A 26,972-nucleotide genomic window follows, 5' to 3' on the forward strand; every position below is an offset into this window, starting at 1 on the left:
TCGTGCCCGGGCTTGACCGGGCATCCACGTCTTTGCCGCACCAGAGATCCTGGATGGCCGGGACAAGCCCGGCCATGGACGAGGTCCACCCGTCCGGCGACACCGCTCCTCCCCCCTCAACCGCTCATTTACCATCCCGCCTTATGGTGAATCATGTGCTGAGACCTGATGGTCCCGGCCGGTTGGGTAGCGCCGGGTGGAGTAAGCGTTTGCGTACAGTCATGTCCCATGCGCGCCGGTGGCGTCGCGCGATGCTCGTAGCCGCCACATTGGCAGCACCGCTGGTTGCGGCTCCGGCCCCGGTTTCGGCCGAAGGCCTGTTCGACTTCTTCTTCGGCGGAATGCAGCAGCAGCAGCGGCCGCAGCGTGAGGTGCCGCAGCAGCCGAGCTCCTACGCCGATCCATTCACCGGCCAGCAGAACGGCGCAAGTCCGCCATACGTGCCGCCGACACGTTCGGCTGCGGCCGGCGGCTCGGGACCGGCGTTCTGCGTGCGCAGCTGCGACGGCAAATATTTTCCGCTGATGCGCGGTCTCACCTCGCCCGCGCAGATGTGTCAGGCGTTCTGTCCTGCAAGCGCCACCAAGATCTATTTCGGCTCCTCGATCGACGGCGCGGCGTCGCAGACCGGCGAGCGCTATGCCGATAGCGAGAACGCGTTCGCCTATCGCAAGGCGCTGCGCGCCGACTGCACCTGCAACGGCCGCGAGCCGGTCGGCCTTGCTCCGGTCGATCTGGCGCTGGACTCGTCGCTAAAGCCCGGCGACGTGATCGCCACCAGCGACGGTCTCGTCGCCTATACCGGCATCCGCGTCGGCAACGACCAGGCCGCGGACTTCACCCCGGTCGCCTCCTATCCCGGTCTCACCGCGCAGGTCCGCGCACGGCTCGGCGAGATGAAGGTGGCGCCGGTGCGCGCCGACACGGTGGCGGCGGATGCCCCTGCCGCGGAGATCGTGCGCGAGACGCTCCCCGACGTGACGGTGCCGAAAACGCAAAAGCCGGCGAAGCGGGCTGGGCTGGACTAGCTCGGGCTCGTCTGTAGCCAAGCCGTCATTGCGAGCGACTTGTCCGCCGAAGCTCGAAGAGCGAAGGCGGAAGCGAAGCAATCCAGTCTGGCTCCGTGGAGGCACTCTGGATTGCTTCGTCGCAAGAGGCTCCTCGCAATGACGGAGGATGATGGGTCACCGTCCGATGATCACGCCGATCACGTTCGGCGCCGCCAGATATTTCTCCTCGATCGCCGCGCGCGCGGCGGCGCGGTTGTCTGCCGTGAGCAGGCCGCGCTTCTCGGCTAAAATCATCCAGCAAAAACCCCACCAGTCGGTGAGCATGCCTTGGTCGTCGACGAGATCATAACCCTGCTCGGCGGCGAAGATGCGCGCATGCGCTTCGTCAAGCGTGTCGAGGAACAGATGGTCCTGCGCCGAAAACAGATCGTCGCTGACGTCGTCGATGGTGTAGCCCCAGATCGACTGGCACACCGCGTTGAACTCGCGGTCGAACTGGTCGTCGTCGACCGCGTGGCGCCGCGCCGCCTGATGCAGCCGCGACAGCGAGCGCGCGAAATCGGCGATCCTGGTGAGGGCAAATTGATCGAAGGCAATGGTGGACATGTAGTCCTCGCGAAGTCTGGCAGACGCTAGATATGGTGTCGGCAACACGCCGAATCACAATGATATATCAAAGACTTGCTAAAGTGTTCTTAATTTGTTCTGACGGCAAACGTGTTTTGTTGAGAGCGTCGTTCTGGCGAAAGCCAGGACCCATTACCCCGGTCAGCGCTGCCCTTGCGAGCTGAGGCCATGAGCGCAAGCAGCTACTACGTCTACATCCTGGCGAGCCGCCATCACGGGACATTTATCTCGGCGTCACCAACGACATCCGCGCGCGGCTTGAATTGCACCGCTCGGGTCATGGCTCCAAGTTCGTGCACAAGTACAAGATCTTCCGCCTTGTGCACGTCGAAGCATTCTCGACTCCCCAGGAAGCTATCGCGCGCGAGAAGCAACTGAAGTTCTGGAAGCGGGACTGGAAGATCAAGCTGATCGAGGAAGAAAATCCCGGAATGATCGGTCAGGCCTCATCTGACAGGCGGGGTAATGGGTCCTGGCTTCCGCCAGGACGACACCTTCTTCGTTGCACCAGCCCCTGCTCAATTCGCCGCTGACATCAACTTATCCCCGCACGCGCTTGCGTAAAATTTGCCGCCGCATTGGCGCTTGATGGCGGCGCAGCGGGCGGCGGAGGATGCGTTTTGCGGAAGCGTGACGGCGCAGCTCAGGCCGTCGGCGCTGCGGCCGATCTTGCCGGCGGCGAAGGCGGCGCTGGACGCCGTGATGCAGACGACGAGGAAGGTGGCCGCGGCGATTTCGATCAGCCGTCGCATCACAGGTCTCATCAGAGCTTTCATGGGACGTCTCCTCCACACTGATGGCTGAATTGGCCGCCATTCTAGCACCAAATCCACGTTTCCCCGTATGCGTCCGGGTTCCCAAATCGGCCCGTTCCTTGCATAATTTTACGCCAACGCAGTGCACGGTCGCACCAGCAATGGTTCCGGTACAGAGGCAAGATGCGTAGGGTCAGTAGTGTTCTCGCGACCAGGAAGTGACGACTTTGCAAGATTCATCGTTCCAGCCTAATTTTCCCGCCCCCAACCAGCCCATCGACGAACTCGCGCTGGCTGAGATCAAGGGCGCTATCCTGGCGAAGCTGCGCCTTGCCATCGGCAAGGATGCGGGCATGGCGACCAAACACGATTGGTACCAGGCCGCGGCGCTGGCGCTGCGCGACCGCATCGTGCATCGCTGGCTCACGGCCGAGAAGCACAGCTACGATGCAGGGCGCAAGCGCGTCTATTATCTCTCGCTCGAATTCCTGATCGGCCGCCTCTTCAGCGACGCGCTGAACAATATGGGGCTGCTGAAGATCTTCGAAGTCGCGCTCGGCGATCTCGGCGTCTCCTTGCCTGAGCTGCGCAAATGCGAGCCGGATGCAGCGCTCGGCAATGGCGGTCTGGGCCGTCTTGCCGCCTGCTTCATGGAAAGCATGGCGACACTGTCGATCCCCGCGATCGGCTACGGCATCCGTTATGATTACGGCCTGTTTCGCCAGATCATCAATCAGGGCTGGCAGCAGGAATATCCGGACGAATGGCTCGGCTTCGGCAACCCTTGGGAATTGCAGCGGCCCGAGGTGATCTATGACATTCGCTTCGGCGGCGGTGTCGAGCATGTCGACGACAAGGGCCGCGATCGCGCGATCTGGCATCCGTCCGAGACCGTGCAGGCGATGGCCTATGACACGCCGATCGTCGGCTGGCGCGGCCAGCACGTCAATGCGCTGCGGCTGTGGTCGGCGCGCTCGCCCGATCCGTTGAAGCTCGACGCCTTCAACACCGGCGACTATGTCAGCGCCAGCGCCGAGCAGTCGCGCGCGGAAGCGATCTGTAAATTCCTGTATCCGAACGACGAGAGCCCGGCGGGCCGCGAGCTGCGCCTGCGCCAGGAATATTTCTTCGTCTCGGCCTCGCTGCAGGATCTGATCAAGCGGCATCTTGCCTCCGACGGCCAGCTCCGCAGCCTGTCGAGCAAGGTCGCGGTGCAGCTCAACGACACCCATCCGAGCCTGGCCGTCACCGAGCTGATGCGGATCCTGATCGACGACCACAATTTCCGCTGGGACGAGGCCTGGAAGATCACGGTCGCCACGCTGTCCTACACCAACCACACGCTGCTGCCCGAGGCGCTGGAGACCTGGCCGGTCGAGCTGTTCGAACGGCTGTTACCGCGGCATCTCGAGATCATCTACCGCATCAACGTGCAGCATCTCGCGCTCGCTGAGGCGCGCGCCCCCGGCGACATCGACTTCCGCGCCTCGGTCTCGCTGATCGATGAGCGGAGCGGCCGGCGCGTGCGCATGGGCCAGCTCGCCTTCGTCGGCTCGCACCGCATCAACGGCGTCTCGGCGATGCATTCGGACCTGATGCGCGAGACCGTGTTCCACGACCTCAACCATCTCTATCCTGGCCGCATCACCAACAAGACCAACGGCATCACCTTCCGCCGCTGGCTGATGCTGGCGAATCCGAAGCTGACCGATCTGTTGCGCGAGACTTGCGGCGATGCCGTGCTCGACGATCCGACGCAGCTCAGCCTGATCGAGGCCCGCGCCAGCGACGTCGAATTCCAGAAGAAGTTCCGTGCAGTCAAGCTTCACAACAAGACCGCGCTGGCGCGCCTGATCGGCGAGCGGCTCGGCATCAAGGTCGACCCGAACGCGCTGTTCGACGTGCAGATCAAGCGCATCCACGAATACAAGCGCCAGCTTCTCAATGTCATCGAGACGGTCGCGCTGTACCAGTCGATCAAGGACGACCCCAACGGCAACTGGGTGCCGCGGGTGAAGATCTTTGCGGGCAAGGCGGCGGCGAGCTACCGCTACGCCAAGCTGATCATCAAACTCATCAACGATGTTGCGGAAGTCGTCAACAACGATCCCGCCATCGGCGGCAAGCTCAAGGTCGTGTTCCTGCCCGACTACAATGTCAGCCTTGCCGAAGTGATCATTCCCGCTGCCGACCTCTCCGAGCAGATCTCGACAGCCGGCATGGAAGCCTCCGGCACCGGCAACATGAAACTGTCGCTGAACGGCGCCCTCACCATCGGCACGCTCGACGGCGCCAACATCGAGATCCGCGACCATGTCGGCGCGGAGAACATCGCGATCTTCGGCATGGAAGCCGGTGACGTGATGATCCGGCGCAAGCAGGGGCTGGACGCCTCGGACGTGATCCGCAATTCGCCCAAGCTCCAGCGCGCCATCAATGCCATCGGCACCGGCGAGTTCTCGCCCGGCGATCCCGGCCGCTTCGAATCCATCGCGCACGCGCTGCGTTATCTCGACCATTACATGGTCAGCGCCGACTTCGATTCCTATTACGATGCGCAACGTAGCGTCGATGCGCGCTGGCAGGTGGCGCCGGCCTGGACGCGTGCCTCGATCCTCAACGTCGCGCGCATGGCATGGTTCTCCTCCGACCGCACCATCCGCGAATATGCCGAGGAGATCTGGAACGTGCCGGTCAATCCGACCACACCGCTGCTGCCGACCCTGCGCGATGTCGCCGGCTAATTTTCCGCTGCGTGAAATCGGTTACCCACGAGGTAATTGCACAAGCCGGCGGCGGACGTGATATGACGTCCGTCATTGAACGCCGGATCAAGCAATGCACGCCAAGCTCCCGCACCCTTTCGACGACGCCACCCGCGTCACCGCCGGTGACTCGAGCTGGCAGGGACACACCAGCGACGATTACTGGGCCTTTGTCGGCCCGTTCGGCGGCGTCACGGCCGCGACCATTTTGCGCGCGCTGATCGAGCATCCGGAACGTGCCGGCGATCCGCTGGCGCTCACCGTGAATTACTGCGCGCCGATCGCCAAGGGGCCGTTCGATCTCGACGTGCGACTGGTGAAGGCCAACCGCTCCAGCCAGCACTGGAGCGTCGAACTGTCGCAAGGCGGCGGCGAGGTCGCAACCCTCGCCACCGCGGTGTTCGCCGAACGCCGGCCGTCCTGGGACCACAGGGTGGCGCAATATCCGGATGCAAAGCCGTTCGAAGAGACGATGCCGTTCCCAAAGATCGCGGCGTCCTGGGCCAACCAGTATGAATTCCGGTTCGTCGAGGGCGAGATGCGGATCGGCCCGTCCAAGCCCGAACTCGCCAGCACTTACTCAAAGCTCTGGATCAGTGATCGCGAGCCGCGCAAGCTGGACATGCCGTCGCTGATGTCGATGTCGGACGCCTTCTTCGGCCGCATCTTCCACGCGCGGCGCGAGCTGGTGCCGTTCGGCACGGTGTCGCTGACGACGTATTTCCACACTGACAGCGAAGAACTCGCGGCCGAGGACATCACCCGCGTGCTGGCGACCGCAGATTCAAAGATCATGCACAAGAGCTACGCCGACCAGAACGCCGAGCTGTGGTCGCCCCACGGAAGGCTGCTCGCGACGAGCACGCAGATCGCGTATTTCAAGGCGTAGCTGCTTCCGCAAGTTCGTTATTGCGAGCGCGGCGAAGCAATCCAGACTGTTTCCGCGGAGGGATTCTGGATTGCTTCGCTGCGCTCGCAATGACGGTAGAGAGACATCTCGAAAACCAAAAGAGCGGCCTCACGGCCGCCCTTTCGAATTTCAAATGACGCAAGCTTACTCCGCCGCGAGCTTCACGTCCGGTGCAGCGGCGCGGACCTCGGCGTCGACCTGGGCTTCGAACTTGGCAAAGTTCTTCTGGAACATGCCGACCAGCGCGCGGGCGGTCTTGTCGAACTCGTCCTTGTCCTTCCAGGTGTTGACCGGGTTGAGGATCTCGCTCGGCACGCCCGGCAGCGCGGTCGGGACCGCGAAGCCGAAATATTTATCGGTGCGGAATTCGACGTTGCGAAGCGAGCCGTCGAGGGCCGCGGTCAGCAGCGCGCGCGTCACCTTGATCGGCATGCGCGAGCCGGTACCGTACTTGCCGCCGGTCCATCCCGTGTTGACCAGCCAGCAGTCGACATTGTGCTGGGCGATCAGGTCGCGCAGCATGTTGCCGTAGACGGAGGGGTCGAGCGGCAGGAAGGGCGAGCCGAAGCAGGTCGAGAATTCCGGCTGCGGCTCATTGCCGAGACCGCGCTCGGTGCCAGCGACCTTGGCGGTGTAGCCCGACAGGAAGTGATACATTGCCTGCGCCGGCGAGAGCTTGGCGATCGGCGGCAGCACGCCGAAGGCGTCGGCGGCGAGCATCACCACGTTCTTCGGCTGCGGTGCGCGGCCGGTGCGCGAGGCGTTCGGGATGAACTCGAGCGGATAGGCCGAGCGCGTATTCTCGGTCTTGGAGCCGTCGTCGAAATCGACCACGCGGGTGTCTTCGTCCAACACGCAGTTCTCGAGCACCGCGCCGAAGCGGGTCGAGGCGGCATAGATCTCGGGCTCGGCTTCCTGCGACAGCTTGATGCACTTGGCGTAGCAGCCGCCTTCGAAGTTGAAGACGCCGTTCGGGCCCCAGCCGTGCTCGTCATCGCCGATCAGCGTGCGGTTCGGATCGGCTGACAGCGTGGTCTTGCCGGTGCCGGACAGGCCGAAGAAGATCGCCGCATCGCCCTTGGCGCCGACATTGGCCGAGCAATGCATCGGCATCACGCCGCGCTCGGGCAGATAGTAGTTCAGCGTGGTGAAGACCGACTTCTTCATCTCGCCGGCATAGTAAGACCCGCCGATCAGCACGATCTTGCGGGCGAAATCGATCGCGACGACATTCTCCGACTTGCAGCCATGGCGCTTCGGATCGGCGCGGAAGCTCGGCATGTCGATGATGGTGAGCTCGGGCACGAACGCCGAGAGCTCGATCGCCTCGGGACGGATCAGCAGCGTGCGGATGAACAGCGAGTGCCAGGCGAGCTCGGTGAAGACGCGGGTCTTGATGCGATAAGCCGGATCGGCGCCGCCATAGAGGTCCTGTGCGAACAGCGACTTGCCTTCGGCGTGCTTGAGGAAGTCCTGGTAGAGCGTCTCGAACTGCTCTGCGGTGATCGACTGGTTGCCGGCCCACCACATCTTCTTGTCGGTGGTGGCGTCACGCACCGTGAATTTGTCCTTGGGGCTGCGGCCGGTGAACTCGCCGGTGTCGGCGCAGAGCGCGCCATCGGCCGACAGCACCGCCTCGCCCGCGGAGAGCGCGTATTGATAGAGTTGCGGCGCACCGAGGTTCCAGTGAACCTGCTTGAGATTCTTTAAGCCGAATTTGTCGGCGCCGAAGGCACCGTTGCGCACGCCCGTCTCTTGCACGAAAAATCCTCCTAGAACCCACTCAGCGCGATCATGCTTGGCGCCGCCGCGGTCACCGTGATTACAGGCCGTTCGGCCTCGGTTGGAACGACCTAATACTGATGAACGCAGGCGTTGCCAAGCTGATCCCTTCGGATTTGGTTTATTCAAGGACCGCGCCAAACGTCGCGCATGTCAGCTCTGAGCAGGCGCATCAAAAAATCAACAATGATCGCGCAACCAAATGCGCGTTTCGGCGTTTCACAAGGTTATTGCGACGCACAATGCCCAAGACGGTCTCGATGAAAATTCCAAGGCCACCCTATCGTACCGCGCCTTCGCCGATGAGCGCGAAGGGCCCCCATATCGCAGGATAGGCGTTGCGCGGAGACGAGGTGTCGTCAACGTAGGTTAACATCGCGCGGCGCAAGGCTTCGGCACGCCCGATTTGTGGTTCGTTTTTGAGCAGCTCGAAAGTCATCGTGGTCAGGCGGGTGGCAGCTTCCGAATCCACGGCCCAATGCGAGACCAGGAGCGCGCGCGCACCGGCGTAGAAGAACGAGCGCGCCAGTCCCGACAGGGCCTCGGCGCCGGGCTTGTCGCCCGCGATGGTGTTGCAGGCCGACAGCACAACCCAATCCGCATTGAGCTTGAGCTGAGCGACTTCACTCGCGGTGAGTAGACCGTCGTCGAGTTCAGTGGGCTGATCGGGAATGGAGAGCGCGAGCGAGGGCTCACCCAGTCCCTTGATGTCGCCGGCAACGAGGCCGTGGGTGGCAAAGTAGATGATGCCGTATTGAGCAAGCGCTGCACGCTTGAGCGTCGTCTCGCTGGCGTCGCGGCCGAGATGAATGTCGGCCTCGGAAGCCCCGACATCCCTGGCCACCGCGTTCAACTCATCGGCGGTGTCGGGCAGTTGCGGCAGCGCCTGCGCAAGCCGCGCGCGATCGACGCCGGCACCGCGCCAGAAATCACTATAGGCGATGGTCGCGATGCTGCGCGCGGCGACCTTGCCGTTCGCGGCGCGCCGCTCGGCGGGCCCTTCCAGTGCAGGATTGAACACGGGATCGCCGAAGCCGGTCATCGGCTTCACGCTTTGATCCCGACGCGCGAAGGCCCGCAGCGATTTCAGACTGCCCACCGACGGCAGCACCGAGACGGCCTGGCGCCGCAGCAGCCAGGCGGCGCCGCGATAGCCTTCGAGCGTGTCCGGGATCGCAGCCTGCGGCTTCTCCGTGACGAGCAGATGAAACGGCAATGCGGTCAGCGCAGCCGACGGCACCACCAGCAGGCTGTGCTTGTGCTTTGTCAACGCCTCGACCGGACCGAGCAGCGCGACATGGAGCTCGTTGGCGAGCGCCAGATCGAACAATCCGGATTTGCCGGAGGCGTCGCGCGCTTTGCCGACGTCGAGTCCCTTGCGGAATGCCGTCACCTTCTGCGTCAGCGCATCCGCGCCGAGTGGGATGGCCTTCCAGTCGACGCCCTCGCGCGTGATCGCGATGACATAGCTCTGCTTGTCGACGACGGAATAGAGCACCATCGCCTCGTCGGCCGACAGCAGCAGCCGGATGTCCTTTGCCGTCAACGGCAGCGGATTGGAGAGTGACGCGTAGTCGGGAAACTCGACCGCGAGCGTCTTCTGCAAGCCCGCACGCTCGTTGGCAATCATTGCAATCCGCGCGCGGCTGCGCTGCTCGGTTGCGAGATCGCGCTGCGCGGATTGCTTCGACACTGCGGCAACGATCGCCTTGTCGAGTGCCTCTGACTCAGCCGCGAGATCCTGATCCCGGCGCACCAGCTCGGCGAGCCGGTCGCTGCCGGCGGCAAGCCGAACCGCGAGCTTGTTCACGGCGGATGCGGCGGAGGATTGCGTGCCGCGCTGGATCGCGGCGAGGGCCTCGTCGAGCGCCTTGTCGCCGGACAGCAGATCTTGTTGGCGCGCGGCGAACAGGACCGGCAAGACGATGCGCAACTGGGCGCGATCGCCCCGAAGAGTCCTTTCCGCGAACGGCAATGCGTCCGCGGCGCGCCCGGCCACGTAGAGGAAATAAGCCAGATTGCCGGTCGAGGTCATGACCTCGGGATGATCGGGCCCGAGTGCATTTTCGCGGATGACCAGCGCGCGACGATAGAGCGGCTCGGCGTCACCGTAGCGCTGCTGGTGCTCGTAGAGGCCGGCGAGATTGTTCAGCGAGCGGGCGACGTCGGGATGATCCGGTCCCAGCACCTTATCCCGGATCGCGAGCGAGCGCTTGATCGGCGCTTCCGCGTCCGCATCGCGATTGAGATCGCGATAGACCTGGCCGAGATTGTTCAGGACGGTGGCCACCGCCGGATGCTCGGAGCCGCCAGCCTTCTGGTAGATCGCGAGCGCCCGCTGAAACAGCGGCTCGGCTTCGGCATAGTGCTGCTGCTTCACATAGAGCGTGGCGAGATTATTGAGTGACTGGCCGACATCGGGATGCTCGCGCGACAATCCCTTCTCGCGAACGGCGAGCGCGCGCTTGAACAGCGGCTCAGCCTCGGCGTAGCGGCTCTGCCGCTGGTAGAGCGCGGCGAGGTTGCTCAGTTCGGCTCCGATCAACGGGGTTTCGAGACCGAGCGACTTTTCCATCAGCATGATGGCGCGCTTGTAGAGCGGCTCCGCCAGATCGTCGTGGCCCTGACCGGCATGAACCTGGCCGAGGTTGTTCAGCGCGGCGGCGAGTTCGCGACCTGTGTCGCTCTTCTCCAGGTTCGCGACCATACCTTGCGCCAAAGGCAGTGCTTCCGAATATCTGCCGGCGCTCATGAGGGTGTTGATCCGCGCGCTCTCCGCGGCGAGACCTTTCTGGGCGACGCTAGGCGTGACAAGCGATGCGGTGATCGCGAACGTCAAACCCGCAACCAGCGTCCGTCTATTCCATTCTGTCATGACGCTCTCGCCGCCGCCTTCTGACCGGTAACGAACTTGGGTCGCGGCGATGGGCAGCAGCGTTCAATGTGTTGCGCTCTGGTTCATCCTGGTGCGCGCTTCGCCGGCGAGGCGAACCAGCATCTTGCGCAGCGCCGTGCCATCAGCCACCCGCTCCGGAAAATCCAGCCGCAAGACGGTCTGGCCGTCCTGCATGTCGAGGCCCTCCGGGTCGCAGCCGGTGCAGCGCCAGTCGCCCGCGGCAGCACCGAGCAGTTTTGTTGCATAGAGGCCCATGGCCTCGCGGTGGTCGGCATTCATGTGCTCCACCGCGCCCTCCTCCGCCGTCAGCAAGTCCTCGGCCCCCGTGAGGTCGGTCAGGAATTGCTCCGGCTTGAGGTCGACGATCCGGCCGAAGCCGGCGACCAGATGGGTTCCCGTAGGCCGGATCCGAAAGAAAGAGAAATCTTTAAAGGAAACAAAGGCTCCCGCTGAGGGATGAGCATTGAGATACCGTCGCCGGAGCAGATCCTTGTCGGCATCGGCCGGCTCGGCATGGCCGGACAGCATGATCCGGGCACCTTCCAGCGGATCGCCCGCCGCCCGCTCGTCCAGCATCAAGGACACCCGGCTGTCGGCCAGGATGTTCCTGGTGTGCACGGCCAATCCTGAGATCAGCAGGATCGGAGAGCCATCCGGATGGCTCGCCAGATTGACCAGGGAACAATAAGGATCGCCGCTGCCGGCCATCAATGTCGCCAAGGCCCCCTGCCGTGACCGCCGCAGCAGCGATTTGGCGAGCTGTCCGGGGTCGAAGTCGGGGGTCGGTTGCATCGGCTTTCTCGGGTCAGGTGGTTGCATGGAGGGCCTTTTTTCGGGTAAACCGGGGCCCGGTTATGGGTCGAGATGCGGCGAATCTGCCGTGTTTCGTGGAACTTGGTCACACTTCAGCCTAGCTTGCATTGCTCGGTGACAAGGTTCGAATGCCAACATCGGCACCCATGTATGCGGCGCATCAGTGGATTGCTCGCCGTTTTCAAGCCACGACCCAAACGGAAAGCAGAAAGCAGAGGCTCATGCCCACAATCGCTTTGGTCGACGACGACCGCAACATTCTCACATCCGTCTCGATCGCGCTGGAGGCCGAAGGCTATCGCATCATGACCTATACCGACGGCGCCTCAGCGCTCGACGGTTTCCGCACCACCCAGCCCGATCTTGCCATCCTCGACATCAAGATGCCGCGCATGGACGGCATGGAGACGTTGCGCCGGCTGCGGCAGAAATCCGACCTGCCGGTGATCTTCCTGACCTCGAAGGACGAAGAGATCGACGAGCTGTTCGGCCTCAAGATGGGCGCCGACGACTTCATCCGCAAACCGTTCTCGCAGCGCCTGCTGGTCGAGCGCGTCAAGGCGGTGCTGCGCCGTTCGGCGCCGAAGGACCCGACCGTCACGCCGAAGGAGAACGACGCCAAGGCGCTCGACCGCGGCCTGCTGCGCATGGATCCTGAACGGCACACCTGCACCTGGAAAAACGAGCCGGTGACGCTGACCGTCACCGAATTCCTGATCCTGCAGGCGCTCGCGACCCGGCCCGGCGTGGTGAAGAGCCGCAACGCGCTGATGGACGCCGCCTATGACGACCAGGTCTATGTCGACGACCGCACCATCGACAGCCACATCAAGCGGCTGCGCAAGAAGTTCAAGGTGGTCGACAACGAGTTCGAGATGATCGAGACGCTCTACGGCGTCGGCTACCGCTTCAAGGAAGCCTGAGGCGCACGCGCCTCCACGAAAGACCGAGAGCATCGCCGGTTCTGATTCCATCGGGACCGGGATGGCTCTAGGATGCGGGGACCTTCGCACGAGCTGTCCTAACGCGGGCGTGAGCATTGCTTGACCGAACGCAGCCTGACGAGAACCAGAACGCCGAGGACGTCACCGCCCACGGCGCTCCGGATCAATTGGCTGAGGACAAGCTGGCCGTGCGGGGCTGGCGTCCACTGAACTGGTTGAAGCGCGCCGGGCAGTTCTTCTTCGCGCTGTCCTTCTCGAGCCTGACCCGCCGCATCGTCTCGCTCAACCTCGCCGGCCTGGTCGCGCTGGTGGCGAGCATCCTCTATCTGTCGCAATTCCGCGCCGGCCTGATCGACGCGCGCGCGCAGAGCCTGCTGGTGCAGGCGGAGATCATCGCCGGCGCGATCGCGGCGTCCGCGACGGTGCAGACCAACGCCATCACCATCGACCCCGACCGGTTGCTCGACCTCAAGCCGGGCGAGACCTATGGCGGCTCGGACGAGTATTCCCCGCTGGATTTTCCGATCAATCCGGAGCGCGTGGCACCGGTGCTGCGCACGCTGATCTCGCCGACCAAGACGCGCGCCCGCATCTACGACCCGAACGGCAGCCTGCTGGTCGATAGCCGCAGCCTCGATACCGTGGTGCGCTTCCCCCTGCCGTCAGTGTCCGCCGAGAAGCCTGGCATGGTCGAACGCGGCATGGTCGCGGTCCGTACTTGGCTCAATCGCGGCGACCTGCCGCTCTATCGCGAGCTCGGCCCCGAGAACGGCAATGGCTATGCGGAGGTCGGCGACGCGCTCCAGGGCCAGAAGCGCTCGATGGTGCGGGTCAATGCGCGCGGCGAGGTGATCGTCTCTGTCGCGGTCCCCGTGCTGCGCTCGCGCGCCATCCATGGCGCGCTGATGCTGTCGACGCAGGGCGACGACATCGACCAGATGGTCACCGCCGAGCGCCTCGCCATCCTCAAAGTGGGCGGCGTCGCCGCCGCGGTCATGATCATGCTGTCGCTGCTGCTCGCCAGCACGATCGCAGGTCCGGTCCGCCGGCTCGCCGATAGCGCCGAGCTGATCCGCCGCCGGATCAGGACCCGCGTCGAAATTCCCGACTTCACCCGTCGTCGCGACGAGATCGGCCATCTCTCCGGTGCGCTGCGCGACATGACCAGTGCACTCTACAGCCGCATCGAAGCGATCGAGATGTTCGCCGCCGACGTCGCGCACGAATTGAAGAACCCGTTGACCTCGTTGCGCTCCGCGGTCGAGACGTTGCCGCTGGCGCGCAACGAGAACAGCCGCGCGCGCCTGCTCGAGGTGATCGAGCATGACGTCAAGCGGCTCGACCGGCTGATCTCGGACATCTCCGACGCCAGCCGTCTCGATGCAGAACTGCAGCGCCAGGATGCGATTCCGGTCGACCTGCGCCGCCTGCTGACGACGCTCGTCTCCGTCGCCAATGAAACCAAGCTCGGCCATGACGTCGCGGTCGAAATGCGTTTCGAGGGCCGCAGCCCGACCGACAATTTCGCCGTGACCGGCCACGATTCGCGGCTCGGACAAGTGGTCTCCAACCTGCTCTCGAACGCACAGTCCTTCTCCGAGCCCGGCAACAAGGTGCGCCTCACTTGCCGCCGCGTACGCGGAGAGATCGAGATCGTGGTCGACGACGACGGCCCCGGAATCCGCGACGACGCGCTGGAGCGCATCTTCGAGCGCTTCTACACCGACCGCCCTCATCAGGGCTTTGGCCAGAACTCCGGCCTCGGCCTGTCGATCTCCAAGCAGATCGTCGACGCGCATGGCGGACGCATCTGGGCGGAGAACCGCCTCGGCCCGGCGGACGAGGACGGCGCGCCCAGTGTTGTCGGCGCGCGTTTCGTGGTGAGGCTACCGGCGCTATGAGCGACGGTGGGCCCAGCGTTCACGCCTCGGCGGTCAAGGTTGGAGATCTGGCGGTGCTGATCCGCGGGCCCTCGGGCTCCGGCAAGTCGCGCCTTGCCTTCGATTTGATCATGGCAGGACGCAGCGGCGTGCTCGAAACGGCCGTTCTGGTCGGTGATGACCGTGTCCATCTGGCGACAGTCGGCCGCGAAATTGAGGTCCGCCCCGCCCCGGTTCTGGCCGGCCTGATCGAGATCCGGGGGCTGGGAATCCGCCGCTGCGACTTTGTGGAGCATGCGACCGTCGGCCTCGTGGTCGATCTGGACGCCGCGGATGCGGAGCGGCTGCCGCCGGCCCAATCCCTGAAAACAGCCATTTTAGGTGTCGAAATACCACGAATCCCAGTCGGCCGCGACTATTTGCCCCTTCCTCTGGTTGTCGCGGCCTTGACCACTACCAAGAGTTCATCTCCCGTTAACCCTTCAGGCGATTGTTTGAAGGGAAATGGTAACCATATGAACCCCACACTCGCGACCGAATAGACCGGCGCAGCTCCCCTTATCCATCCGTCTAGATTCAGGGAGATACGCAACATCCCCTCTTGCGCGGGGGCTCTGGATGGTCAAAGTGGCGCGTTCGTGCGGTGCACCAAAAGCGCCCGCGAGGAGTTTTCCGATGATTGGTCTAGTACTTGTGACCCACGGGCGCCTTGCCGACGAATTCAAGGCAGCGCTTGAACATGTCATGGGCCCACAAAAGCAAATCGAAGCGATCACGATCGGCGCCGAAGATGATTCCGATCTCTGTCGAAGCGACATTATCGAGGCGGTTAACCGCGTCGATTCCGGCGACGGCGTCGCGATCCTCACCGACATGTTCGGCGGCACGCCGTCCAATTTGGCAATATCCTGCATGAGCCGGCCGAAGGTCGAAGTGCTCGCGGGCATCAACCTTCCCATGCTGGTGAAGCTCGCCAAGGTGCGCGAGGAGCGTCCGCTCCCCGACGCGATCGCGATGGCCCAGGAAGCCGGCCGCAAATACGTCACCATCGCCAGCCGCGTCCTCGCCGGCAAATGAGCGACGAGGCGCCGCAAGCCGGGACGGGCGTGCCCGCGGGCGCGATCTCCAAGGACCTCCTGATCATCAACAAGCGCGGCCTGCACGCGCGGGCCTCCGCCAAGTTCGTCCAGGCCGTCGAGCGTTTCAGCGCGCAGGTCTGGGTGACGCGCGGCGGCGAAACCGTCGGCGGCACCTCGATCATGGGCCTGATGATGCTCGCCGCCGGTCCCGGCACCACCATCACGGTCGCTGCGTCCGGCGATGATGCCGAAGCCGCGCTCGCGGCGATCACCGAACTCGTTGAAAGCAAATTCAACGAGGAAGGGATTTAGGCGGATTCGCTTCGATCAATTCCCCGGCGGCGCGATGTAGATGTTCCAGCTCATCGACGGACCGGCTTTGCCGTGAGTGAAACGGCGCGTCGTCATTACGATGCGCTCGGCCTTCGGCGCAACTTCGGACACCCATTTTTCGAACGCCGGCAGGCGACCATCGGCCGGGTCGAACACGCCGATGAAGCCGTATCGCTTGACGTCATCGGGCGAAATCAATCCGGACCCCCAGGCCTCGAGCGGCGTGAACGCGGCCGGATGATCCGGGCTGTAGAACACCATCGGCTGGATCGATTCCATGGTGCCGGCGACGACCGCCCAGTGCGAGGCGAAGCGCGCGTGCCAGGCCTGCGTCAGCTCGCGCGCGAGATCCGAGCGCGCGCCGTAAGTCGCCGTATTGCCGGCATTGGCCGCCATCTCGCGGGCGGCGATCCAGGGCGAGGCAATGAGCGTGGCAACGCTGAGCACGAGCCAGATCGCGACGATGTTGAACAGCGCAGCGCTCTGCACCCGCAACGCCGGGATCGCGACCAGCGCCAAGGGCACCAGGAAGAACAGCGAGATGCCCCAATCGGTCTTCATGTAGATGCTGAAGGCCAGCGCACCGAGCGCGGGGCCGACCGCGACGATGATCTGGATGAGCCAGACGTTGCGCGCCTGCGAAAGGTTCACGCTGGAATTCGCGCCGCGCGCCCAGTCCCGCGTGACGATGCGCAAGGGCGCACGCAGGAGCAGCCTGAACCAAGGTGGCACCAGCGCCATCGCCAGCGCGGCCAGCGCCACCGGCAATGCCAGCAGCGCGACATTATGCAGGGCATAGCCGGTCACGAGCTGATGCACCTGGCCGCTGTCCTCGAGGCTGTAGGTATCGCCGGCATAGGTCAGCGGCACGAAATGCGCGTCCGCCAGCCACACGATGTGCGGGATCATCGCCACCACCATCGTCGCGATCGCAACCCACGGTGCCGGCGACGACAGGAATCTCATTCGCTCCGGATGGATCAGCGCGGCAAGCCCGATGGCGCCGATCATGGTCAGCACCCAGTATTTGGTCATCAGCGCCAGCGCGCCGGCAAGGCCGAGCAACACTCCGGACCGCCAGCTCCGCTTCTCGAACGCATTGAGATAAGCGAGCACGAGGAGCGGCAAGGTGACGAGCTGGAGCAGGTCGGGATTGTACTTGAAACCCTTGAAATTGAAGATCGGGTAGAGCGCGACCATCACCACGACCAGGAACGCGCGCCGCGCATCCACGACGCGCAGCGCGATGAGCCAGCAGATCACCATACCGGTGCCGACGGTCGCCATCGCCAGCGCATAGGTCGCCCAGTCCGTCGGCGGGAACACTGTGAACCAGAGGCCGGCGACCCAGCCCGACAGCGGCGGGTGCTTGCCATAGCCCCAGAGGAATTTCTGCCCCCAGCCCCAGGCTTCCGCGACGTCCATGTGAACGTCCTGCGCTGCCTTGAGATTGATCAGGATGAAGGTCCAGAGCACCGCATGCAGGATGGCGAGCTGGATCACCAGCCAGAGGCGCGCCTCGGGGCGGGTCGCGCTGGCAACCAGCCAGGCGCGAAAGCGGGCATAGCTCACCCGGGTCTTCGCGCGCGCTCGGGCAGACGGGATCGAGGTCGTCGTCATGGGCCTGGACATCAGGCGTTGCGTAGCGCGTTTCGGGCCTTCGTGGAATCAGCTTGGCGTGAACAAAGGCCCTGAAAATACAGCAATATGGTTGCCGCACGGGGATGTGAGTGGTATCCCGCGCCCATGACGACCGTCCCCATTTCCAACATCCGCAATTTCTCCATCGTCGCCCATATCGACCATGGCAAATCGACGCTGGCCGACCGCCTGATCCAGATGACCGGCGGCCTCACCGACCGGGAAATGGCGGGCAAGGAGCAGGTGCTCGATTCCATGGACATCGAGCGCGAGCGCGGCATCACCATCAAGGCGCAGACGGTTCGCCTCGCCTACCGCGCCAAGGACGGCAAGGATTACATCTTCAACCTGATGGATACGCCCGGCCATGTCGACTTCGCCTACGAAGTTTCGCGGTCGCTGGCGGCCTGCGAGGGTTCCCTGCTGGTGGTCGACGCCAGCCAGGGCGTCGAGGCGCAGACGCTCGCCAACGTCTACCACGCGCTCGATGCGGGGCATGAGATCGTTCCGGTCCTGAACAAGGTCGATCTTCCCGCCGCAGAGCCGGAGAAGGTCAAGCAACAGATCGAGGACGTCATCGGCATCGACGCGTCCGAGTCCGTGATGATCTCGGCCAAGACCGGTCTCGGCGTGCCCGACGTGCTGGAAGCGATCGTCACCCGCCTGCCGCCGCCGAAGGGCGACCGCGAAGCGACCCTGAAGGCGCTGCTGGTCGACAGCTGGTACGACGTCTATCTGGGCGTGGTGGTGCTGATCCGCGTCGTCGACGGCGTCATGAAGAAGGGCAGCCGGGTCCGCATGATGGGCACGGGCGCGGCCTATGACATCGAGCGCGTCGGCTTCTTTACCCCGAAGATGACGCAGGTCGACGAGCTCGGCCCCGGCGAGATCGGCTTCATCACCGCCGCGATCAAGGAAGTGGCCGACACCCGTGTCGGCGATACCATCACCGACGACAGGAAGCCGGTCACCGAGATGCTGGCGGGCTTCAAGCCGGCCATTCCCGTGGTGTTCTGCGGCCTGTTCCCCGCCGACGCCGACGACTTCGAGACCTTGCGCGCGGCGATGGGCAAGCTACGCCTCAACGATGCCAGCTTCTCCTACGAGATGGAGACCTCGGCCGCACTCGGCTTCGGCTTCCGCTGCGGCTTCCTCGGGCTGTTGCACCTGGAGATCATCCAGGAGCGTCTGTCGCGCGAATTCGATCTCAACCTGATCGCGACCGCGCCGAGCGTGATCTACAAGATGAGCCTGACCGACGGACAGGAAATCTCGATTCACAATCCTGTCGACATGCCGGACGTGGTCAAGATCGCGGAGATCCAGGAGCCCTGGATCGAGGCCACGATCCTCACCCCCGACGAATATCTCGGCAGCGTGCTGAAGCTGTGCCAGGACCGCCGCGGCTCGCAGAAGGAGCTGACCTATGTCGGCTCCCGCGCGATGGTGAAATACGATCTGCCGCTCAACGAGGTCGTGTTCGACTTCTACGACCGCCTGAAGTCGGTCTCCAAGGGCTACGCCTCGTTCGACTATCATCTCACCGACTACAAGCCGGCCGATCTCGTCAAGATGCAGATCCTGGTCAACAACGAGCCGGTCGACGCACTCTCGATGCTGGTGCATCGCACCCGCGCCGAAGGCCGCGGCCGCGCCATGGTCGAGAAGATGAAGGATTTGATCCCGCCGCACATGTTCCAGATCCCGATCCAGGCGGCGATCGGCGGCAAGGTGATCGCGCGCGAGACGGTGCGCGCGCTGCGCAAGGACGTCACCGCAAAGTGCTACGGCGGCGACATCACGCGTAAGCGCAAACTTCTGGAGAAGCAGAAGGAAGGCAAGAAGAAGATGCGGCAGTTCGGCAAGGTCGACATCCCGCAGGAAGCCTTCATCGCCGCGCTGAAGGTGGACAGCTGAGGCGACGGCTTTAGGCCGCCGCGAGCGCGGCGAGACAGGTCCGGTCCGCGCTTTTCGGGACCGAAAACAAAAAACGCGAAAACAACCCCATGCACAGTAGCGAGGGGCTTGTTCGGATTGAATTTTTGATTTTCAGAATTTCGTTTGACTCGTCGGGCAAAACAGGGGCATGATGGCATCATGCAGCACGTGGCAATGCCGTGCGCATGAGAGGCAGCATCGGCCTCCCGACGCTTTGGGAAGATGTGGGCTTCAGGCGAATTGCTTCTACGCCGGTGGAAGCATCACTCCCGTCAACTCGCCCAGCCTGTCCAGAAGCCGCTCCTGAAAATCGGGATCAACTGCTTCGTGCGCCGGCTCTTGTTGCCGGAGGTCATGCCAGTAACGACCGCTGACCAGGGCGGCGGGATCATCGCTCACAGCGAGCCAGGTCTGCGTCCGTTGTCCGGTGGCCACGCCGACCGGCGCTCCGGCACCGCCCATTTTGGTGCGCGCCCAGCCGGGATCGACGGCGTTGCTCAGCACCTGCGGCCAACGCCGCGCCAAGGCAAAGGCCAGTGCGACCATGTGCAGTTTGCTCTCCGCGTACGCCTTGGCCGGATCCCAGGTTCGCCTCGTCCAGTCGAGATCGCTCAACGATCCCTCTCCGCCGCGATGTAGTCCGCTGCTGAGATACACCAGCCGATCGGGGCGCTTCATCAGGGCGGTGAGCAAATAGGGCGCGAGCGTGTTGATTGCCAGGGTGGTGGCGTGGCCTTCGGGCGTCGGGCCGCGGCTGCGCTCGGTATAGACCCCGGCGTTGTGGATGACCGCGTCCATTCGTCCGATTGCGTTGACCTGATCTGCCACGTGTCTCGTCTGGGCGGCGCTCTTGAGATCGCCGATCACGACCCGTGCGGAATGCGATTCAAGCTCGGAGATTGCGGTCGCACGTTCCGCTGATCGTGCGTGCAGGACGACCTGGTGGCCCTGTTCGAGCAGAGACTGGGCAGCTGCGCGGCCCAGACCGTCCGTGCTGCCGGTGATGAAGACGATTGCCATTGCCGCTCCTGTTCGATCCCCGCTTCGGCGCCTGCGTCGAAACCTCAAGGAGAATGCAACATGTTCGACTGATCATGCCGTGGCGCAAGGAGCGCCGAACGAAGACATCACAACCGAACAATCTTCCGGGATGCGCATTAACATCCGATAAGTTGGGAATGACCGCATGTCGAATTTCGTCATGCTGCTGGTCGAGGACGACTCACTCCAGCGCGAAGTTCTGTCCGACCTTCTCAAGGACGAAGGGTTCGAAGTCGTCGAGTGCGCCACTGCGGAAGCCGCGGAGCTTATCGTGGCGTCGACGGGCACGGAGCTACGGGCGCTCATCACCGATCACAACCTCGCGGGGAGAATGACCGGGCTTGAGCTCGCAGAATACGCTCGCAGTGCTCATCCGGGGCTCAACATCGTGCTGATGTCCGGGACGGTGATGGCGCCGCTGCCGCCCAACACGACCTTTTTGCGCAAGCCGTTTGCGCCCGCCCATTTGCTGGCGGCCGTGTAGAACCAGGATGCTCTCGAAGGTCATCCGCCCGAATTTTCTGCGCCGACGGTGTTCTCGCTCTCCGGCACCGTTAGCCGGACGGAATGACCCTGCCGCATGGCGAGCGATGCCGCGGCCACAGCCGCCTCGAAAGCGGCTTCCTTGGTCTGGTAAGTGTTCCGGATTTCGCCATCGTGGTCGACGTGCCAGGCACCGTCCCTGCCAACAATATCATAGGCTGCGAGGCCCATAGTCTATCCCTCCTTCATGCGTCCGGTGTTGCCTTGGACGCCTGGGTGCTGCTCACCGGGTCCGACGCCGGGAAACTGTCCTTCAAGCCCTTGTCCAGCTCGTCGTCCCTGGCCTTGTCGCGTCGGATGCCACGCTTGAGATCTTCCGCGTTCTTGTCCGGCGGTGCCGGATCGAATTTCTCGGTCATGCAAGTGTCCTTTCGCTACCTCAAACGCCTTGAGCTCCTGACCGTTCCTTCAGAGGAACCAACGCTGTCCGGTTTGGTGTTGAATGGAAAACCAGAGGGCGCCCGCAGCGCGGGTCTCTTTCATTCAGGTTGCGCCTCCAGCTATAATGCATCCTGAGATAGTATACGCATCGTTCCATCAGGAGAATGCAATGAAAGCGTCGGTTCTTGCGTTAGGGGGCTTGCTGATTTTGTCGATCACATCAGCGAACGCAGCACCCAAAGCCACTGTCGCCCCGACCACGGCGGCCAGTTCGGTCGCATGTTCCACCTCGGGTGGCGGCTTTGGGAGCTATCCGTCAGGCTGCCGAAACGGAGCTAACTTCAAGACCTACAATGAATGCAAGGAATCAGGCGTCAAGCGCGGCTGGAGACACGAAGACATGGCGTGGTACTGCAGCGGTCTGGGACTGCAATAGCGAGCGGTCTTTGTGCTTTTCACGCCGCGAACTGGAGTGGCCCATGGAATGCACAATCCGTCCTGCACTTGAAGATGACGCCGCTCATATCAGCGCGGTCATCGTGCGTGCACTGCGGGAAACCAACGCGAAGGATTATCCGAACGAGGTCATCGAAAGGATCGTGCGCGGCTTCAGTCCGGACGCTGTGCGGCAGCTCATTGGGCAACGCACCGTTTTTGTCGCTACCATCCGCAGCCGCATCGTCGGGACCGCGAGCCTCGACGGGTCCGTCGTCCGCACTGTCTTCGTCGCTCCACACGTTCAGGCCCGCGGCATCGGCAAGCTGCTGATGGCCGAGATCGAGCGTACCGCACGCGAGCGCAACATCCCTTCGCTGACCCTTTCTTCCTCAATCACCGCTGAAACCTTCTACGCCGGCCTTGGATTCAGGGCGGCGCGCGACAGCTATCATGGTGACGAACGCACGATCGTCATGGAGCGATTGCTCGATGGCAGCTCGTAAGATGGGCTTGGCGCTTGCGAAACCCATCGCCCCTCATTGATCCTCCCCGCCAAATCCGCCACGATAGTGCCTCTCGCACTCGCGATGGAATGGAGCAAGGAAAGGCAAATGTCCGAGCTTCCTAGAGCTGGCCTGACTGAGCCGCCGGCGTCGACCATGCAGATGCTCGCGCACGCGCCCATGAGCGACGTCATCGATGCCTTGGCCGGCAGACGGATCACCGCGAGAGCGCTGGCGGAATTCTATCTCGCGCGCATCGCGGCCTATGACCGCGACGGGCCTAAGCTCAACTCGGTCCGTGCACTCAATCCCGATGCGCTCGCCGGCACGCTCGACGGCACGAGGCCGTCGGCCCAACGGCCGCTGGCGGGCGTCCCTATCCTACTCAAGGACAATATCGCGACCGGAGACGAACAGCCGACCACGGCGGGCTCGCTGGCGCTGGAGGGCGCGCGCGCCAGGGATGATGCCACCATCGTCAAGCTGCTGCGGAGCGCCGGCGCGGTGATCCTGGGCAAGGCGAACCTGACGGAGTTTGCCAACATGCTCGCGATCGACATGCCCTCGGGCTATTCATCGCTGGGCGGGCAGGTGAAGAACCCCTACGCACCAGGGCTGATGGACGAGCACGGCATCCCGGTTCTGACCCCAGGGGGCTCAAGCTCGGGTTCGGCGGTCGCGGTGGCGGCCGGACTGTGCGCGGCCTCGATCGGTACCGAAACCTCGGGCTCGCTGCTGCACCCCGCCAGCCTGAACGGCCTCGTCACCGTGAAACCGAGCGTCGGGCTGATCAGCCGCGCCGGCATCCTGCCGCTTGCGCACAGCCAGGACACCGCCGGTCCGATGACGCGCACGGTGCGCGATGCCGCGATGTTGCTGAATGTGCTGGCTGCCAAGGACCCGCTCGACCCAGCGACGCAAGAGCAGCGGCGGCCGGCCGACTACACCGCCGGCCTCGTCGCCGACGCGATGAAGGGCGCGCGCATCGGCGTGCCGAGCGACCCCGCTGACCCGCTGAACGATTGCTATTACGGCAAGCTGCCGGCGAAGTCGGCCAAGCTGATGGCTGAGGTGATCAAGGTGCTGGAGGATCTCGGCGCCGTCATCGTGGGCGCCAGCATGCCCACACTTGGCTGGATCGGTGGGCCGGGCACGACCATGGCTGTGCTCAACCGCAATCCGCTCAGCGCCCACAAAGGCACGGTCGCAAGGCCGCCGGTCGTCTTTCTGTACGAGCTGAAGCACGATCTCAATCTCTACCTGAGGGATTGGGCGACCAACACTGACATCAAGACCATGGCCGACATCGTGGCCTTCAACGCAGCAAACGCCGACAATGCGCTGCGTTTCGGACAGGACCACTTCCTCGCCGCTGACTTGACCAGGGGCGATCTGAGCGAGCCCGAGTACAAGTCCGCACGTGCCATGGACCTGCTCTCCGCCAGGACGCGCGGCATGGACGCCTATATGAACCAGCACGAGCTCGACGCGGTGCTATTCCCCGGCGCCTATGGCGCCGCAATCGCCGCCAAGGCAGGTTATCCCAGCGTCATGGTGCCCGGCGGATTCGTCTCGGGGACAGACGACGGCAAAGACACGCCCGACTATCCGCTCGGCGTCACTTTCGCAGGGCGCGCCTGGAGCGAGCACAAGCTGCTGCGTCTGGCGTATGCCTTCGAGCAAGCAGCCAACGCACGCAGGCCGCCGTCGGGTCTGCCCGAGCTGTGATGTCGCCCGTGTCAGCGCGAGCTGGCGAGACCGACGCTAGGACAGCTTGATCCTCCCCGCCGGATAGACCACGATTGCCTCCTTACCGCTCACACCAAGAATGGGCGAGGAAACGCGCATGAACGCAACTCCCGGATACCAAAGCCGGTATCGCTACCGCCGCGCGGCGAGCACGTTCGAAGGAGGGGTTTGCAACGCTGCGCGCCTCTCGCTGAGGGCATGATCGAACAGTTCGAGCACCAGGCCGAAGGCTGCCAGCTCCTCTTCCTCGATGGCGCCGTCATCGTAGCAGCCAAGTGTTTCGACGATGATGGCGTCGACCTCCTGCTGCATGGCCAATAGCTCGTGGTCGAATTCCGCGGTGCGCACCTTGGAAACCAGCGCCAGAATTCTGTTGCGATGGCCAGTGTTCTCGTCGCGTTCATCCCGATTCAGATATTGACGCAGCCAGGCGCCGGCCGAGCCAATGCCGGAGAGAAGCAGGAGCGCAAACCAGAAGTAGTCGCCATATCTGTCGAGGAAGGTGCGCTCGGTCCCGTCGATCACGGCCGCCGCTCCCCGATGAACCGGCAGCTCGGCTTCCTTCTCGGTGTCCGGCTTGGTGATTTGCGCAGCGCCAGGCACCTGCCTGGCAATCGCCTGCCGGAGGGCAAATTGCTGGCGGTAAAACGCTGACACTGTCGTTTCGGACAAGGCTTTCCGGGCGACGATCAAATGGCTGACACTGACGGTCTCCACCTTGTCATCGGGCCAGGCTGGATTCGCATTGAAAATGCTTGGCGGAATTTCCTCCGATTCATAACGCGGATGCTTCAGGGCGATGGCTTCCGATGCGTCGATCGCGAGAAATTTCGGCTCGCCACGCGCCCGGGCGGTCGCGGCGACGGCGTCGGCAGTTATCTTGCTGTCGAGCGGACCGACAGCCATGAAGGCGTCGAGGCTCGGGTCACGCGCCAGCTCCTCGAGCTGGCCAGTGCCGAATTGAGTGACCGTGACCTTGTCCGGCTCCACACCGGCGGCGCTCAGGATGACTCTCAGCAACGCGGCGTTCGCCGGGGTCGCGCCGATCACCCCCACCCTGCGCCCTGCGAGATCGGCGACCTCCTTGATTTTGGGCGCCGGCTTTCGCTTGGAGCCCTTGCCCGCCGGTCCCGAAGAAGACCACAGCACGACGAAGTTCTTGCGCAAGATGACGACTGTTTGCGCGTCGGCCGGCATTTCCAGATCGCCGCGACCGACCGCAAGGTCGGCCTTGCCGGCACCGAGCAGAGCGAGAGCTTCGGCCGCTCCGGCGGTCGCGATCGGAGACAACCTCACCGTCCTGCTTTCGTTGGCAAAGGCCTCGGTCATCGCCTCGATCACCTTGTGATCGTTGCTTCCCGGCGGTCCGACGGCAATCCGAAGCGTTATCGGCCGCAGCGCGTAATACAACGTGCCCGCAGCGGCACCGAAAACGAGAAATCCGATGGCTAAAATCAGCAATAGGGTCTTCGTCTGTCTCCGCCCTCTGCGGGCTGCGTCACTGCGTTTCATCGGAGCATCAGACGAGGACATTTGCCGCTGCCGGTTGGAGGCCAAAATCGCTGCCTGTTTCGGAACAGTATCATGCTCTTCTGGAAAACGATAATGTCCGAGCAGCCCCAATAGTTTCTTGGCCCGGCGTGAGCCTTTCGAGCTTGCGCGATCATCTCTGATTCCGCACTTCACGTGGCGATGGCCGGATTGACGCCACACCAACTTGATCCCCCTCGCCAAATAGATCACCATCGTGCGATTGACCGCTCACGGTAGAATGGGCGAGGAAACGCGCATGAACGCAACTTCCGGATTTGGCCTGGTCGAGCGGGCACGGGCTATCGCGCCGCTGATCGCGCGCGAAGCCGACGAGATCGAGCGGACGCGGCGACTGACCGATCCCGTCGTCGGCGCGCTGATCGAGAACGGGCTCTATCGCGCGCTGCTGCCGCAGAGCCTTGGTGGCGCCGAAGCGCCGCCGGAAGCCTTCATGCAGATGCTGGAGGAGATCGCGAAAGCGGATGCCTCCACCGCCTGGTGCCTCGGCCAATGCACGGTCTGCGCCATGATCGCGGCCTCGCTCGACCACGACACCGCGCAGGAGATCTTCAACACGGCGCCGGGCATCCTCGCCTGGGGCGCGATCGCGCATGAGGCGCGGGCGGTCGAAGGCGGCTATCGCGTCACGGCGCGCTGGGATTTTGCCTCCGGCTCGCGGCAGGCGAGCTGGCTCGGCGCGCATGTCCGCATCGTCGGAGCCGACGGCGCGCCGCGGAAAAATGCCGACGGCTCGGCGGAGGTGCGCACCATCCTGTTTCCGGTCGCGAGCGGCGTGCTGCACGACGTCTGGCAGGCGATCGGGCTCGCCGGCACCGGCACCGATTCCTACGAGGTCGCCGACCTGTTCATCCCCGAGCGCTTCACCGCGTTTCGTGACGTGCCGTCCGCGCTACGCGAGCAGGGTCCTCTTTACAGGATCGGCACCGGCTCGACGTTCAGCCTCGGCTTTGCCGCGGTGTCGCTCGGCGTGGCGCGCGCCACGCTGGATGCCGCGATCGCGCTGGCGCGCGGCAAGCATCAGTCGCTGGCGGCAAGCGCCATGCGCGACAACCAGGCGGTCCAGGGCCTGATCGGCCGCACCGAGGGCGACCTGCGGGCCGCGCGCGCCTATCTCTATGCGACGGCAAGTGCGATGTGGCGCGATCTCTGTACGACCGGCGAATTCAGCGCGGCACATCGGGGCTCGGTTCGCCTCGCCGCGACCTGGACCATCCACCAATCGGCCAAAGTGGTCGACACCGCCTATCACATGGCCGGCGCGACCGCCGTATTCCGCAGCAATCCGTTCGAGCGCCGCTTTCGCGACATGCACGCCATCGCTCAGCAGATCCAGGCGCGCGACACGCATTACGAGGATGTCGGTAAGATGATCCTTTCAGGGGACCGCTGA

The 26,972-nt window shown here is 63.9% G+C and carries 23 protein-coding genes and 1 pseudogene; 14 read left to right on the forward strand and 10 right to left on the reverse strand.

The window, feature by feature from the left end:
• Window positions 1–251: 251 nt before the first annotated feature.
• On the forward strand, window positions 252–1,028 hold the full coding sequence (locus BcanWU425_RS35755) for a DUF2865 domain-containing protein (protein ID WP_083926594.1): 777 nt from the start codon (window positions 252–254) through the stop codon (window positions 1,026–1,028).
• A gap of 156 nt (window positions 1,029–1,184) precedes the next feature.
• Here BcanWU425_RS35755 and BcanWU425_RS35760 read toward each other — a convergent pair whose 3' ends face one another.
• Entirely contained in the window at window positions 1,185–1,616 is a 432-nt protein-coding gene (locus BcanWU425_RS35760; protein WP_018460048.1) for a hypothetical protein, read from the reverse strand.
• Window positions 1,617–1,805: 189 nt separating this feature from the next.
• Here BcanWU425_RS35760 and BcanWU425_RS35765 point away from each other — a divergent pair.
• Window positions 1,806–2,065, forward strand: a pseudogene (locus BcanWU425_RS35765) (GIY-YIG nuclease family protein); the annotation flags it as partial.
• 90 nt (window positions 2,066–2,155) lie between these two features.
• Here the strand turns inward: BcanWU425_RS35765 and BcanWU425_RS35770 are convergent.
• A complete protein-coding gene (locus BcanWU425_RS35770; RefSeq protein WP_231189520.1) occupies window positions 2,156–2,389 on the reverse strand; it encodes a hypothetical protein in 234 nt (77 codons plus the stop codon).
• Window positions 2,390–2,619: 230 nt separating this feature from the next.
• Between BcanWU425_RS35770 and BcanWU425_RS35775 the strand changes: the two genes are divergently transcribed.
• Entirely contained in the window at window positions 2,620–5,136 is a 2,517-nt protein-coding gene (locus BcanWU425_RS35775) for a glycogen/starch/alpha-glucan phosphorylase (RefSeq protein WP_204513186.1), read from the forward strand.
• Window positions 5,137–5,230: 94 nt separating this feature from the next.
• Window positions 5,231–6,046: an acyl-CoA thioesterase gene (locus tag BcanWU425_RS35780; protein WP_085352000.1), complete on the forward strand. Its 816-nt coding sequence runs from the start codon at window positions 5,231–5,233 to the stop codon at window positions 6,044–6,046.
• A 165-nt stretch (window positions 6,047–6,211) separates the two neighbouring features.
• Here BcanWU425_RS35780 and BcanWU425_RS35785 read toward each other — a convergent pair whose 3' ends face one another.
• From BcanWU425_RS35785 to BcanWU425_RS35795, 3 genes are all read right to left on the reverse strand, one after another.
• Window positions 6,212–7,828 carry a phosphoenolpyruvate carboxykinase gene (locus BcanWU425_RS35785; RefSeq protein ID WP_018460052.1) on the reverse strand — a complete coding sequence of 539 codons (1,617 nt, stop codon included), beginning with the start codon at window positions 7,826–7,828 and terminating at the stop codon, window positions 6,212–6,214.
• A gap of 301 nt (window positions 7,829–8,129) precedes the next feature.
• Entirely contained in the window at window positions 8,130–10,724 is a 2,595-nt protein-coding gene (locus tag BcanWU425_RS35790) for a CHAT domain-containing protein (protein ID WP_204513185.1), read from the reverse strand.
• Between the two features lie 63 nt (window positions 10,725–10,787).
• Window positions 10,788–11,537, reverse strand: coding sequence for a HugZ family pyridoxamine 5'-phosphate oxidase (locus BcanWU425_RS35795; RefSeq protein WP_204513184.1), 750 nt, complete (start codon window positions 11,535–11,537; stop codon window positions 10,788–10,790).
• 242 nt (window positions 11,538–11,779) lie between these two features.
• On the opposite strand from BcanWU425_RS35795, the gene BcanWU425_RS35800 reads away from it, so the two are divergent.
• From BcanWU425_RS35800 to BcanWU425_RS35820, 5 genes are all read left to right on the forward strand, one after another.
• Window positions 11,780–12,481, forward strand: coding sequence for a response regulator transcription factor (locus tag BcanWU425_RS35800; protein WP_007597749.1), 702 nt, complete (start codon window positions 11,780–11,782; stop codon window positions 12,479–12,481).
• A 116-nt stretch (window positions 12,482–12,597) separates the two neighbouring features.
• Window positions 12,598–14,403 carry a sensor histidine kinase gene (locus BcanWU425_RS35805; RefSeq protein WP_018460056.1) on the forward strand — a complete coding sequence of 602 codons (1,806 nt, stop codon included), beginning with the start codon at window positions 12,598–12,600 and terminating at the stop codon, window positions 14,401–14,403.
• Window positions 14,400–14,924, forward strand: coding sequence for an HPr kinase/phosphorylase (locus BcanWU425_RS35810; protein WP_018460057.1), 525 nt, complete (start codon window positions 14,400–14,402; stop codon window positions 14,922–14,924). The genes BcanWU425_RS35805 and BcanWU425_RS35810 overlap by 4 nt, the downstream gene beginning before the upstream one ends.
• A gap of 133 nt (window positions 14,925–15,057) precedes the next feature.
• Complete coding sequence (locus BcanWU425_RS35815; protein WP_007597752.1) at window positions 15,058–15,459, forward strand: PTS sugar transporter subunit IIA; 402 nt, start codon at window positions 15,058–15,060, stop codon at window positions 15,457–15,459.
• Window positions 15,456–15,773 (forward strand): HPr family phosphocarrier protein, encoded by a 318-nt coding sequence (locus tag BcanWU425_RS35820; protein ID WP_018460059.1) that lies wholly within the window; start codon window positions 15,456–15,458, stop codon window positions 15,771–15,773. Before BcanWU425_RS35815 ends, BcanWU425_RS35820 begins: the two co-directional genes overlap by 4 nt.
• Before the next feature lie 15 nt (window positions 15,774–15,788).
• On the opposite strand, the gene BcanWU425_RS35825 is transcribed toward BcanWU425_RS35820, so the two are convergent.
• On the reverse strand, window positions 15,789–17,414 hold the full coding sequence (locus tag BcanWU425_RS35825) for a glycosyltransferase family 39 protein (RefSeq protein ID WP_204514047.1): 1,626 nt from the start codon (window positions 17,412–17,414) through the stop codon (window positions 15,789–15,791).
• Window positions 17,415–17,540: 126 nt separating this feature from the next.
• Between BcanWU425_RS35825 and lepA the strand changes: the two genes are divergently transcribed.
• A complete protein-coding gene (gene lepA / locus BcanWU425_RS35830) occupies window positions 17,541–19,352 on the forward strand; it encodes a translation elongation factor 4 (protein WP_204513183.1) in 1,812 nt (603 codons plus the stop codon).
• 267 nt (window positions 19,353–19,619) lie between these two features.
• Here lepA and BcanWU425_RS35835 read toward each other — a convergent pair whose 3' ends face one another.
• Window positions 19,620–20,393: an SDR family NAD(P)-dependent oxidoreductase gene (locus tag BcanWU425_RS35835; protein WP_018460062.1), complete on the reverse strand. Its 774-nt coding sequence runs from the start codon at window positions 20,391–20,393 to the stop codon at window positions 19,620–19,622.
• Window positions 20,394–20,559: 166 nt separating this feature from the next.
• Here BcanWU425_RS35835 and BcanWU425_RS35840 point away from each other — a divergent pair, with 166 nt between their 5' ends.
• Window positions 20,560–20,898: a response regulator gene (locus BcanWU425_RS35840; protein ID WP_018460063.1), complete on the forward strand. Its 339-nt coding sequence runs from the start codon at window positions 20,560–20,562 to the stop codon at window positions 20,896–20,898.
• 20 nt (window positions 20,899–20,918) lie between these two features.
• On the opposite strand, the gene BcanWU425_RS35845 is transcribed toward BcanWU425_RS35840, so the two are convergent.
• Together BcanWU425_RS35845 and BcanWU425_RS35850 are read right to left on the reverse strand one after the other, a co-directional pair.
• The gene (locus BcanWU425_RS35845; protein WP_085352004.1) at window positions 20,919–21,128 is read right to left on the reverse strand and encodes a hypothetical protein; all 210 of its coding nucleotides are present in this window, start codon (window positions 21,126–21,128) and stop codon (window positions 20,919–20,921) included.
• Window positions 21,129–21,142: 14 nt separating this feature from the next.
• Window positions 21,143–21,316, reverse strand: a complete 174-nt coding sequence (locus BcanWU425_RS35850; protein ID WP_007604975.1) for a hypothetical protein — start codon at window positions 21,314–21,316, stop codon at window positions 21,143–21,145.
• A 501-nt stretch (window positions 21,317–21,817) separates the two neighbouring features.
• Here BcanWU425_RS35850 and BcanWU425_RS35855 point away from each other — a divergent pair.
• The gene (locus BcanWU425_RS35855) at window positions 21,818–22,279 is read left to right on the forward strand and encodes a GNAT family N-acetyltransferase (protein WP_018460065.1); all 462 of its coding nucleotides are present in this window, start codon (window positions 21,818–21,820) and stop codon (window positions 22,277–22,279) included.
• Window positions 22,280–22,387: 108 nt separating this feature from the next.
• Window positions 22,388–24,007, forward strand: coding sequence for an amidase family protein (locus BcanWU425_RS35860; protein WP_204513182.1), 1,620 nt, complete (start codon window positions 22,388–22,390; stop codon window positions 24,005–24,007).
• A gap of 153 nt (window positions 24,008–24,160) precedes the next feature.
• Here BcanWU425_RS35860 and BcanWU425_RS35865 read toward each other — a convergent pair whose 3' ends face one another.
• Window positions 24,161–25,561 carry a TAXI family TRAP transporter solute-binding subunit gene (locus tag BcanWU425_RS35865; protein ID WP_026233936.1) on the reverse strand — a complete coding sequence of 467 codons (1,401 nt, stop codon included), beginning with the start codon at window positions 25,559–25,561 and terminating at the stop codon, window positions 24,161–24,163.
• A 256-nt stretch (window positions 25,562–25,817) separates the two neighbouring features.
• Here BcanWU425_RS35865 and BcanWU425_RS35870 point away from each other — a divergent pair, with 256 nt between their 5' ends.
• Window positions 25,818–26,972, forward strand: coding sequence for an acyl-CoA dehydrogenase family protein (locus BcanWU425_RS35870; RefSeq protein WP_166517650.1), 1,155 nt, complete (start codon window positions 25,818–25,820; stop codon window positions 26,970–26,972).

The sequence above is a fragment of the Bradyrhizobium sp. WU425 genome (genome assembly GCF_021052305.1).
Taxonomy (GTDB): domain Bacteria; phylum Pseudomonadota; class Alphaproteobacteria; order Rhizobiales; family Xanthobacteraceae; genus Bradyrhizobium; species Bradyrhizobium canariense_D.